Origin of the sequence: Parabacteroides gordonii MS-1 = DSM 23371, assembly GCF_000969825.1 — a bacterium.
GTDB lineage: Bacteria > Bacteroidota > Bacteroidia > Bacteroidales > Tannerellaceae > Parabacteroides > Parabacteroides gordonii.
This window is the reverse complement of the sequence record NZ_KQ033919.1, coordinates 4354094-4366751: the sequence shown is the minus strand read 5'-3', so window position 1 is coordinate 4366751 and position 12658 is coordinate 4354094. Positions and strand designations below refer to the sequence as shown.

7 protein-coding genes are annotated in these 12658 nt (G+C 51.1%); all 7 read left to right on the top strand.

The genetic code is table 11. From position 1 onward, the window contains the following. The first annotated feature begins 261 nt into the window (after positions 1–261). Positions 262–1227, top strand: a complete 966-nt coding sequence (locus tag HMPREF1536_RS16465) for a site-specific integrase (protein ID WP_044192095.1) — start codon at positions 262–264, stop codon at positions 1225–1227. Positions 1228–1652: 425 nt separating this feature from the next. Continuing rightward, positions 1653–1931: an HU family DNA-binding protein gene (locus HMPREF1536_RS16460; RefSeq protein WP_028727634.1), complete on the top strand. Its 279-nt coding sequence runs from the start codon at positions 1653–1655 to the stop codon at positions 1929–1931. A gap of 55 nt (positions 1932–1986) precedes the next feature. After that, positions 1987–2436 (top strand): HU family DNA-binding protein, encoded by a 450-nt coding sequence (locus HMPREF1536_RS16455; protein WP_028727635.1) that lies wholly within the window; start codon positions 1987–1989, stop codon positions 2434–2436. A gap of 310 nt (positions 2437–2746) precedes the next feature. After that, entirely contained in the window at positions 2747–4264 is a 1518-nt protein-coding gene (locus tag HMPREF1536_RS27680; protein WP_046151791.1) for an Mfa1 family fimbria major subunit, read from the top strand. Positions 4265–4275: 11 nt separating this feature from the next. Next, positions 4276–5298, top strand: coding sequence for a FimB/Mfa2 family fimbrial subunit (locus tag HMPREF1536_RS16445; protein WP_028726337.1), 1023 nt, complete (start codon positions 4276–4278; stop codon positions 5296–5298). Next, entirely contained in the window at positions 5288–6658 is a 1371-nt protein-coding gene (locus HMPREF1536_RS27925) for a fimbrial protein (protein ID WP_028726336.1), read from the top strand. Before HMPREF1536_RS16445 ends, HMPREF1536_RS27925 begins: the two co-directional genes overlap by 11 nt. A 14-nt stretch (positions 6659–6672) precedes the next feature. Further along, a complete protein-coding gene (locus tag HMPREF1536_RS16435; RefSeq protein ID WP_028726335.1) occupies positions 6673–12657 on the top strand; it encodes a T9SS type A sorting domain-containing protein in 5985 nt (1994 codons plus the stop codon). The last annotated feature ends 1 nt before the right edge of the window (position 12658 follow it).

Here is a 12658-nt window from a genome sequence, read left to right as displayed (position 1 = left end):
GGATCGCTTTCCAGTTTGGCCACATCTCCCGCTCCACCATGTACAACGATTACATACTCACGGTCTTGCGCCTGTGCCAGAAAACTACCGGCCAGTAAAAGAGTTGAAAAGAAGATATTTCTCAGCATGATATATTAGAATTAGTTTCACAAAAGTAATCAATTTAATGAAACCTGCTAATGATAATAACTGTCAACAGCCATCTATCAACTATCACAGGAGAAATCTGTTATCTTTACAACATCTATAAACACGAACGAAATGACAACAGTAAAAACAAGAAAAGGTAAACACCTTCTCCTCACCGAATGTATCCGCAGGCGAGTCGAAAGCAAGCGGTCGATGGGGAAAGACAGTACGGCCGACCTCTACCAGGCAGCCGGCCACCGGTTCCTCGAGTTCCTGGGGGAAAAGGACATTTATCTCAGCGAGATCACCCCGACACAGGTGAGCGACTTCCAGGGCTACCTGCAAGCAAAAAACCTGAGGATCAACACCATCAACAGCTATACCAGCAGCTTGCGGGCCATATTCAACTCCGTGCTGAACGACCACCCCTTCAAGATGGGAAAACATCCTTTCCTGCATCTGAAACTGAAACGGGATGTAACGGTCAGGCAACCACTCACATCGGCCGGCATTGAAAAGATCGCCACAACCGATTTCAGCCACGATCCCCGCCTGGCATTCAGAGCCGACCTTTCCCTCTTCAGTTTCATGGCCTTCGGGATGCCTTTCGTCGACATGATCCACCTGAAGAAAAGCAACATACAAGGCCGCGATATCGTTTACAACCGCCACAAGACAGGTATACAGATACGGATGCAAATCACCCCCGGCATGTGGCATATCATCCGGAAATACCGCAACGACGGCGAATATCTTTTCCCGGTGATGTCGAAGCCTGTCACCCACAGTCAATACAAAGGGATGCTGGCCGCCTACAACAAAGCGCTGAAAACGATCGGCAAGCTGTTGAAGATACATCCCAACCTGACCTCGTATGTCATGCGGCGCAGTTGGGCGGCAGAAGCGCAACGGCGGCATGTCTCGGTCTCGGTGATCGGCAAGGGAATGGGGCACACGTCAGAGAAAACAACGCGTTACTACCTCGGACAACTCGACCAGTCCGAGCTGAACAAGGCCAACCGGGCAATCACTAAATCCATAAACTTACTATTGGTAAAAAATGTGAAAGGTGGTACCGGGAAGAGTGCTTATTTATGAAATAAGGCTGTACAGAAAATGTTTGTTGAATATCCAACGATATTTTTTGTTACCCACTGCTTATGCGCAACAAATGTAGAAGATTAAACGGAATAAAGGAAGTAAAACGGGAACATTTTTTTTCCTGAGGCGGCAATCTCTTACACCGTATAGCGGTTTTTACTTTTTTATAGATGTTTTTGGTGAATATGTTACTTGTTATGCCCTCCTGCGGATATGTAGGGGTATGACGAGCCGCCCTTCTCATGCTTTAACATCCGTTATTCTAATATTTGTTTTTAAAACACCCGGAGTTTAACACTTTAGGAAGGGGAAATACGGGAAATAAACATTTATTCAGACCTCTTTTACCCTATTACAATCTACTTGGCAGGGGGTATTTAACTTATTTCATAAATAAGTTGAACTGTAAAACAAACACTAGTATGAACAAGAATAAACTCGAATCGATCATAGCCCGTAAACTGGACAAACCTGTAGGTGAAACCCACCTGTTTGTTAATACGATGTTGGAATCCATCGCAGAAGCGCTGGCAGCAAACGAAGAAATCAATTTACGCAATTTCGGAAAACTCTATCCCAACCGCCGGAAAGAACGCCTGGTACGTAACCCCAAAAACGGTGTCCCCTGTATGCTTAAACCGACCCTGTCGGTCAAATTCACTCCCGGGAAAGGCCTGATCGATTACATAAATATAAAATAACACGCTGCACTGCGGAACCGGTGCGCGATGAATAATAATCTTAAAATTTAAAATCATGAGTGCTAAATACAAATTAGTCAAGCGGAAAGATTTTTCCAAGGATGCACCTGAGGACGCAATAAAATATTTTGCGCAGTTAGTGAACAACGGAACCGTCGGTTTCGAGGAAATATGTGGCGATGTGGCCGAGGAAACAGCCTTGACCAGCGCTGATGTAAAGAGCTGCATTGACCGTGCCGCTCATCATATTGCTAAAAATGTAAAAGAAGGCCGCCTGGTCCAGATGGGTGAATTGGGCAGCTTTCTGCTCTCAGGAGGAAGCAAAGGCTCCGCAACCCCGGACACGTTCGATGCTGCCACGATGATGAAGAAGCCGAAGGTTCAATATATCCCCGGAAAGCTTCTCCAGGATATACGTGGAAAAGTAAACTTTGAACGCGTAAAGGAAAAAACAGAAAAGACACCCGGCGGAGGTGGTGAAGACGACCGTCCGGTAATCGAATAACCCCGCTCCGGAAGCACCGGAAGCCCCTTACCGACCTCTGCGGCACCCATCGTCCCAGAGTCGCGGCAACCGGCTTCCGGAGGGTGCGGCACCTTTGTTCCGGAGGGTGCGGCACCTTTGTTCCGAAGGGTGCGGCACCCATCACCGGAGAGGTGCGGCACCCTTACTAAGAGGGCTGCGGCACCCCTGGGAGGAAGGCTGCGGCACCTCTCGGCAACTCCCTGCGGCACCCTTTTTCATCAGTCTCCCGATCCGCGAAATCCGCGTCATCCGCGTCTGAAAACACATTGTATTACAATTATTTAAACAAATGACCCAACGTAAACTGACATATCTGGTAACCGCCCTGTTGCTCCTTCTTTCCGCCTGCTCCAACGAAATTCGCATAGGAGGAGACGGCGACGACCCGGCAGTCGCCACCCTGTCTTACCTGCGGGTATCCCTCCGCTGTCCGCCCTCCTCCACAGGCAACGGCACCCGCTCGAACCCCGCCGGGGGCGAAACGGGCAACGGAAGCGAGACCGGACTCGACAACGAGAACCGCATCGACAACTTCCTCCTCCTCTTCTACCAGGCCGCAGCACGCAGCAACGCCCCGGCCGGCACGCCGATCGACAAGATACTGTATTTCGACCGCGCGGCGAACGAAAAAGACACCACGACCCTGATCGCCGTCGACCTCCCCGAAGGAGAATACGACCTGCTGGTAGCAGCCAACACGGGCGACCTACGCCCTTCCTTCAGCGGCAAGACGCTCGGCGACATCCGCGACTACCTCCTCACCTCCGCCTGGACAGAGGACAAAGGCAGCTGCTCCCGTTTCGTCATGACCTCCGACGGACATACCGCCGACCGCGTCACCCTATGCGGCAACCCCGAAAACAATCCCGCCGACGCAACCGTCGAAGTGGAGCGCCTGGCAGCACGCATCGACTACCGCACCACGCAAACCGCCTATCCGGTAGCCGACCCCGACTACGGCAACGCCCGGGTTTCCATCCTCGGCGCAGCCATCCTCAACAAAATGCAGGCGGGTAGCTATTTCCTCAAACGGGTAACCGACGCCGACACCGACGGCCGTCTCACCGCAGCATCCCCTGTCGAATACTTGGGCGACGAACTCCCCGCAACCGGCGGCCCGCAGCAAAACTACGTGGTCGACCCCTGGAGCCTTCGCAAAACAAACATCGATGTTTCCGCGCTCTACGCGAATTACTATACCTCCTTCGGCAACACACCCGCAGACTGGGAAAACGTCGCCACCTCCGGCATACCCGCAGGCGACTGGCTACGGCTGGGCTACACGATGGAAAACACCATCAGCCGCGAACACCAGACCGACGCCTACTGTACCACCGTCGTCTTCCGCGCCCGCTATACCCCGCAAGGGTTCAGCGATGGGCAGACCTTCTACGTCTGCAACGGCCGGCTCTACGCTTCGCGCGAAGAAGCCTCGAAAGAAGGCGCGACCTACCGGATGCCCGTCCACGAATACCCCGGCGGCATCTGCTACTACACCTGGCGCGTGCGTCACTCCAACGACGGCGACGACACCCGGCAAGGCATCATGGAATATGCCATCGTGCGCAACAATATTTACCGGCTGAAAATCTCCGGTATAGACCGCCTGGGCGGCGAAGTCCCCTTCCCGGCTCCCGACCCCGAGCCCACACCGCCCGACGAACCGGGGCCCGGCCCTGAACCTGACCCGGGTCCTGATCCCGGTCCTGATCCTGGTCCCGGCCCCGAACCCGGAAACAACGGAATAAACATAGAAGCCTCCGTCGAAACATGGACTAAGATGGATGGAGACAATATTTACTTATAAACAGAATAAAGATGAAACTCAACACGACGATATTCCGGCTACTACCGCTCCTGGCGCTCCTCGGTGCAGGCCTCTTTTCGTGCGACTCGATCCGCGAAGACCTGCCCCCCTGCCGACGCCACCTGCAATTCTCCTATACCTATAATATGAAGTTCGCCGACGCCTTCGCCCACGAGATGACCAACCAGCAGAAGGCCAAACAGATGGAACTCTATATCTACGACAAGGAAGGCCGTTTCCTCTCCTCGCACACCGTAGCCGGAGAGGAACTGACGGCCAACCGCGTAGAACTCGACCTCGCCCCCGGCACCTACCGGCTGATGGCATGGTGCGGACTGAACGAGGCGGACTACACCTGGAGCACGCCCCAACCGGGCGACCCGATCGGCGACTGGAAAATGGCCGTCAAACCCGACTCCGCCAACATCGTCGGACGCGAACTCTCGGGACTGTTCCACGGACAGCAGGAACTCACGGTAAAAGATACGGAGGATGGCACCGACATCCTCTTCCCGCTCGTCAAGAACACCAACAAACTCCGTCTCGTCCTGATCGACACCAACAGCGGAACCGCCATCGATCCCGCCGGCTTCAAGGTCGCAGCCACGACAGTGGTCGGCAATCTCGACGCATCGAACGCCCCGCTCTCCTCCGATACCTTCACCTGGCTGCCCTACTATACAGGCTCCGGCCGGGTGAACACCCCCGATGGCAAACCGGCCTACTCCGCCGCCATCTACGAACTCAACACACTCCGCCTGCTCGACGGCACGGCTACCTCGCTCCGCATCACCCAGCAGGGCGAAACGGCTCCTTTCCTCAGCGTCGACCTGACCGGCTTCCTACTGCTCACCCGCATGGAAAGCCACGACATCAGCGCACAGGAATATCTCGACCGTCAGGACAAATACACCATCCTGGTCTACCTCGACCTGCGGAGCGGCAAAGCACATTATCTTGAAATCATCGTCAACGACTGGACGATCCGGCTCGACGATATAAATCTGGGAAAGGAGACACACTATGAGCAATAAACAGGCCCTATACATACTGTTTATTGCGGGGCTGGCAGGCTTTTTGCTTGTAGCCGCCCTGTCCGGATGCTCCGCTGAGACAGCAGGGGCATCCGGAATCCCCGCAGATAAACCCGTGCCCGTCACCATCAGGGTCGCCCCCGAAAAGACGGAGACTGCTACCATCACAAAGGCCGGCGACACATCGCCCGCCACCGCCCCGGAAATTTCCGCAGACGGCAAGATCGATGCGCTCGACATCTATATTATAAATGATAAAGGAAATGTCGAGAAGCATGTAACCGAGAAGGATTTCACGATCTCCGGTAACGGCGACCAAGCGACCACCTCGTCGTCCATCGAACTGCTTCCCGGTGCAAAAACAGTCTATGCCTTTGCCAATTGCAGGGGCAGCGGCTTCTCCGCCCTGGGGCTGGCTACCAGTTCCGATGACTGGGCAGCCGTGCCGAAAGCCGTCACCGACAACCAGGCATTCAACATCCTCCCGGAGATAACCGACGCCAACGGTTTCCCCATGTCGGCCTTTACCTCCTGGGAAGTAACCGAAAGTTCCAAAACGCCCTACACCGTCCAACTCGTTCGCATGGCTGCAAGAATGGAGATAACGATTGAAGATGAGAGAGAGAGCAAAACCAATAAGATCACCTCCCTGACAATCCAAGATTTCTTACGGGTAAACACCTCCCTTTTCCGGACTGCTACCGGAAAAGACGACCCCACTGCCGGCACTTCGACCCCGTCCGACTGGAAATGGGTACAGCCTTCCGGTAGCACGGATGCCCCGTCGATCGCCCCTTTCTACCTGCATGAAATAATTGGAACAACGTCCGCATTCGGCGTCTCGATGCAGATCCATGACGAAACAAACCCGCGCACAACGACATTTCATCAGGCCATCCCCCGCAACCGTGTCTATCCGCTGACCATCCACCTGACCGACTATTCACTGAATATAACGGGCACATACGAACTGGCTGCGATCGGCACGATAGCGGTAAGTAAGAATATAGGCAACGGCTACACGATCGAACTCCCGGAAGGATGCAGCAACGTCAAGATCGACATCCAACTGAAAGAAAGCGGGACGATAAAGAGAAGTGACGTAACATGGTCTTGCGTCCCCTCGACTCCCGACTATTTCAATTGCAACCTGTCAGGTGCGGATGCCACCCTCGTACTTTCGAGCGAGGCCATCCCGGCAACAGTCATTGCAGCTCAAAAGATTACCGTCAGTGCCAAGTTCACAAAAAGCGGCAGCACGCAAACCCGTTCGTTCCCCCTGACTATCCAAGTCAGCCCGCTGACCGACGACCTGACGAAAGCCGCCCCCGGCTCCCAACCCATCCATATAGAACTATAAAACAAAAACCGGATATGAGAAGCAGAAAGAATACATACCTCCTCCTGACAATGCTGTCGATAACCTTCGTCTTTTCCCCGTTGGCCTGGGGACAGACGAGAACAACAATGCCTAAAGATTATTACAGACCCGACAAGACCACTGAGACAATCCAAAACAAAACAAAGACCAAGTGGTTTTATTTACGCAAAATGGACGGACTTCAAGTCGCCGACGGAGAAGATAAATTCGATAAAAAAGGAGTCTTCGTTGTTACAGTAGACGGAAGCAATGATAGCATACAGCCTTCGCATGTACTTATCGACACGATCTATGTACATAAAGGATCAAAATACCTGCTTTCGTTGCCCGACCGATCGGAAAATAGTTACAGCATAAGAAGTTATCAACGATGGTATAATTTAAAGACGGGTAAGACTTTTGAGGTGGGGAGTGATGGCGTTACCGCTAGCACAGATGGGTTAGTAAAAGATTTATTGTATCCTACAACATTTGAAAGTTATGAGGGAGCAAGGCCGGTTCGTTTCGCCAATGGATATGTGGGTAATCCTTCATCCATAGCCATGAATGGGACCAACGTACCGGCCCTCGATATGTATTTCTATTATCCTACGGATGAGCAATTTGGAACATTTCCAACAGTCAACCCTGATAATAATGAATACCTGATAGCCTGCGATGTGTCTGGGTATACCGACTATGCGGAGGACTTTAAGAGAGATTCTATTATGTATTTTGGAGGCTACAAAGGTTTAGGCCCATACACCGAACCCACCCTTTCACACCGCATCATCTACTGCATACGAGCCATTGAGAATGAGAAAGATTGGCGTTATACGTTTTTTAAGGAACAAATAGGCAAGCCTGATACCGAAGTAAAGTACCTGGAAGAATACGAAATCAACATGCCGGCCATACGCATTCCCGACAAAACACAGGAAATGGTATGTATCGCTACCGCAGCCAATGCGTATGCCGTGCCGACAAACACGAATGATACAGAAACACTTACTGTTAATCTAATAGATGGAGACGGTGCTGGAAGTAATAAATCCGATATACAATTATGTGATGCCGATGGAAATACTTTAACCTCATCGACATTAAGCGGAACCAACCGCATCATCCATTTCAAATACCCCGGCAATCCAGACACCAATGGCACGCTATCCGTCACGGACGGCTCTACCGCCACTATCCTAGTAACCAAAAAAGTTGGTGGCAAGACTTTTCATATCGCCCGTTTCAAGCTCACCTTTAATAAAAGTTCCGCCTTACTGACACAAAGCCAGATCAACCTGATCGATAATCCAACCAGTACCTCAGGAGCAAAAGCTGATGCATCGTTAACAGAATATACATACCGCACGCCAAAATACCTGGAAGAACATTATACCTGCGTCACAGGTCTGGACTTCGATTTTCCCTCTGAGATTGCCGGTAAATACGGGCAACCACAGGTCTACCCTTATCCGCTCGGATGGTCTGAAAGCAGCTACGGCTTCTACGACGGAAGCGCTCGTGAACGTGCCGGAGAAGATGGGAAATACGATTTCATGGGGCAAAATGGCGACAAACAACTCCCTCAATGGGGTTATTATGCTATTCTAAACGACTATGTTGAAAATGGAAGTACAACTTGGGGACTGAACTCCTCTGTACCAAAAGCCCCTACATTATCTAGAGAAAACAGAAAAAGGGAAGAAAGTACCTACCACCTATATGTCGACGCATCTGACCAGCCGGGAATGATTGCCCGCCTGACATTCGATCATCCTCTTTGCCCGGGTTCCCAACTGTTCGTGAGCGCCTGGGTGAAAGTGGCACAGCCATATAACACAGGAATGTCTGCTAATTCAGATAATGCAGCCATGTTGTTTACGATTATGGGAGTTACAGAAGGTAAAAGTGGTAAAGAGAGAGACAGAAGCTACACTCCGATCTACCGCTACCAGACCGGACAGATACCGGGTACCTATACCACCAGCGGGACTCACCCCAACATCCCCGGCTTTGGAGGTGAAAATGATTGTAACCAATGGCTACACGTCTATTTCTCCTTTACCAACAAAAGTGCATTGCAAACCGCTTACGATTCTTACGTCTTGCAGATAGACAACAACAGTGCCTCGACCAAAGGTGGCGACATGTATATAGACGATATCCGTGTCTATATAGCCTCTCCCAAAGTCGAGGTAAAGCAAAAATCACCGACTTGCCATGCCAACAATGTCGATGCTTTATTAGAAATGACTCTCGATTGGGATCGCCTGTTGTCACGGTTAGGGGTGGAAGAGAAAGAATCATCATCGACGACAGAAGGCATAGATCATGTCAGCTTCTGCTTCGTCGACTCCGCAAAATATATTACCAGATACAAAGCACTTGGAAATGATCCTACCGACGCTCAACTCAAACAAGCATTTGAAGAGTCGATCATAAAACTGTCTTATCCTATCCAGGGAGAAGACAGCAAAACCCAAACCACCGATTTCGATTTTGGCAAATTGCTCTTTAGTCCTTATTATCAGGATGAAAAGAACAAAGTGTATGATCCTGCAATAACCAATACCCAATCAAATGAGATTACGGATGCCAATGATGCCGGGCATTTCTACCGCCTGAGTGATAGTCAGGGTAAGGCGCTTGTTGCCGATATTCATTGTGCACTGGAGCCTTTCCGCACCTATTTTCTGATACTGGAAGAAAATCATGGGGATCCCCATGAAGAAGGAGGAGACGGTAGTTATATACCCCAGTTGGAACGATTCAAATACTACTATAATGCACCGCTGGCAGCAAATTCATGTGTAGCCAAAACGAGCTTCCAACTGGAAGCGCAGAACAGTATCAAGGTGAACGGCATGCTTTCGGAAAAGTCAGATCATACGTTCTGTAACGGCCAGATCGTCAACTTCGGCGTACAGCTCAAAGCCGACACCGATGGTTCGGGGGAGGTAAAACCTATCACAGAAAACGTTTATTACGACTGGTATCTGAGTTCGCTGGAAGAATTTCAGAAAGAACCGGGCAGTGTCAGTACAACAACTACCACCGGCAGCAACAGTATCCATCAGGCCCTGATAAACTTCCGCGAAAGTTGTCCCGATGCCACCACCCCGGATGAATGGACAACGGATAACCAATCAGATAAAGACTTATTGGCCACCCTGGTAAAGGAAAATAAGCTGATCCTGAGACAAGCCACCCTGAATGCCCATGCCACAGACAATGGCGATAATAAGTTCAAGCTCGTAGTCGTCCCTATTCCGCTCGAACTGGGAGAGACCGATAAAAAGACCATCATCTGCACAGACCCGATGGAAATACAACTGGATATCAACGGAAATGCCCCGGTAGCCCACGTCGGCTTCGAGGATGTGGTTTATCCCGACGAAAGAACTGACAATCCCGATAAGACTTACTTCCCAACCATCCGGGCAAGCAAAGGGATACAGGAAGCCTGCAACTCAGAGAACGCTTTGTTGGAGATTCCTTTGAGAAACATCAAACTCAATTCAGCAGGTACGGCGACGACCAGTTCTACAACAGCTCCATCATTCACAATAAACACCACCTATCCTTACCTGTACCTGATTGACTCGAACGATCCGATGGTGGCAAATAAAATAGCAGAGATAAACAAAACAGGAACCTTTGAAAGCCACACATGGCCGGTCGCTACCATAAAGACAATAAATGCTATACCCGACAATACTGCATCCGACAAAGCAGGTTCTCCCACTGCAACCGCCGACCAGTATATCCGTGTCCATTTCGGTACCCCCACCGCAACTATTGCGGAAGGAATGTCTGCTCCCAAGTTCCGAGAAGGTTACTGGTACACGTTAATGGCTTATTTCAACGAGGGCGTGGGGGAGAAGGAAGCTAAAGACGATAGCAAGGACAATCCCGTCAGCACCTGCGAAGGCAACCTCACCTTCAACCTGAAGGTCGTCCCCGAATACCAGAAATGGTCAGGCCCCGCCGACGGCTCCGGCAACTGGAACAACGACGACAACTGGCTCCGCTCCACTGCCGACGAACTGCATATGACCGGCTCCAATGCCGACAGTTACAACAACGGCTATAATATGTCCGGCGAAACTTATTACGGCTTTGTCCCGATGAGCTTCACAAAGGTTACCATTCCCGAAGGAAAGCAGGTACAATTATACGAGGCTACTCCAAACACGACTTCTATTGGAAGTTCTGACCATCCGATCCTCGATCTAGCTAAGTCCGCCACCATAACGAATCCGGCAACAACGCATATCGAATACGATCTGATGGTAAAGGAAGCTACTACCCCATCAAGTAACAATGTCGCATACAACTGCGAAACTTATTATACCAACACCGTCGACCAGATCCATTTTGAACCGTCGACCGCCATGCCGCACACTGAACTCCTGACCTACAATAAAGCCTGGATCGATTACAAACTGGCAGGTAGCCGTTGGTACACCCTGGCCTCTCCACTACAATCCGTAGTGGCCGGCGATTGGTACACCATGAACACAGGAACCCAGGCAACGGAGTACTTCAAGGATATTACATTTAACACGGCCGAATACAACCGCTTCCAACCATCCGTTTATCAACGTGGATGGAAACAAGAAGCCAATATGATAACAATAGGAAGCGACGGCAGCAGCAATGACAAAACAGTCGCCGTCTCCGGTAATTGGAGCGGAGTATATAACAATGTAGCTGTACCTTACACACCGGGAGAAGGTTTCTCCGTGAAAGTACTCAACCTGTCGACAACAACAACCCCGGCAACTGATCCGGCAGTAGCTTTATTCCGTTTCCCGAAAGCAGATACAGAGTATAGTTATTACGAGTCCGGCAGTACTACCGAGATCGGCACGATTAATGTACGTACCAGTGATACAGAGAAAAACAAAGCCGGTAGGCTGATATCCGACGAGCTAAAGCCAACAGGATCAACACCCGACAGCCCAACAATAACCGTCACACTAGACAAAAACACAGCCAGTAAGGATGCCGACTATCACCTGATCGGCAACCCATTCATGGCATACCTGGATGCTTCTAAGTTCTTTGATGCAAACAGCAACCTGCAACCAAAATACTGGATGCTAACAGGCGACAACCAAACCGCCGCCGTTGGTGGTACTAGCAGCAGCGACTGGATAGCGAACATAGGGGACGCAACAAGGATCGCCCCACTCCAATCATTCTTCGTTGAAAAAAAAGAGACATCAACGTATGCAGATAATAATACAGTAACCTTCAGTGCCAACATGCAGGCATTAGCCCCCACCGCTAATACCGGCACCACCGCAAGTTCCGCCACCTTAAAATCATCCTCCCCGCTCCCACTCCTCACGCTTGTCGCCACCACCGCCGACGGACGCCAAAGCCGCGCCGTCATTGCCTACGACCGGACAGCCTCCGAAGAGTACACAGCGAACGAGGATGCCGAACTCTTCCTCGACTCCAACCTGGGCGACCTCCCGGCCATCTACACCGTAGCCGGAACAATGGCCGCCAGCATCAACCGTACCTCCAACCTGTGGAACATCCCGGTCGGCACGTACAGCAATCGCAGTGGAAACAATGGAAATAACCCGGAAACAGTCACCCTCACTTTCGAGGGCCTCGACCGCTTCACCGGCACTACCCTCTATGACGTCGAAAAGAAAACAGAGACAGCCCTGCACCACAACAGCAGTATCACAATAGCCGCCAACACATGCGGCCGCTACTTCCTGCGTGCAGGTACCCCCACCGGTAATGAGAAGATCGAAACAGAAACGATCCGTATCTATACGATTGCCCGCGGGCAACTGATCGTCACCGCCACAGAACAGCTGCAAACCGTCGCCATCTATGATTTTGCCGGCCGGTTGCTTCGTTACTCAGATACCCCGTCGGGCTGTCTCTTCACGACGCATCTCGACAAAGGCAACTACATTGTCCGTGCAACCAGCGAACATCAACAGCAAACCTCTAAAATACAGATACGATGAA

Bases quoted from the DNA above. Each gene is read 5' to 3' on its own strand.
- HMPREF1536_RS16465 (WP_044192095.1), top strand. From the start codon at position 262: ATGACAACAGTAAAAACAAGAAAAGGTAAACACCTTCTCCTCACCGAA.
- HMPREF1536_RS16460 (WP_028727634.1), top strand. From the start codon at position 1,653: ATGAACAAGAATAAACTCGAATCGATCATAGCCCGTAAACTGGACAAA.
- HMPREF1536_RS16455 (WP_028727635.1), top strand. From the start codon at position 1,987: ATGAGTGCTAAATACAAATTAGTCAAGCGGAAAGATTTTTCCAAGGAT.
- HMPREF1536_RS27680 (WP_046151791.1), top strand. From the start codon at position 2,747: ATGACCCAACGTAAACTGACATATCTGGTAACCGCCCTGTTGCTCCTT.
- HMPREF1536_RS16445 (WP_028726337.1), top strand. From the start codon at position 4,276: ATGAAACTCAACACGACGATATTCCGGCTACTACCGCTCCTGGCGCTC.
- HMPREF1536_RS27925 (WP_028726336.1), top strand. From the start codon at position 5,288: ATGAGCAATAAACAGGCCCTATACATACTGTTTATTGCGGGGCTGGCA.
- HMPREF1536_RS16435 (WP_028726335.1), top strand. From the start codon at position 6,673: ATGAGAAGCAGAAAGAATACATACCTCCTCCTGACAATGCTGTCGATA.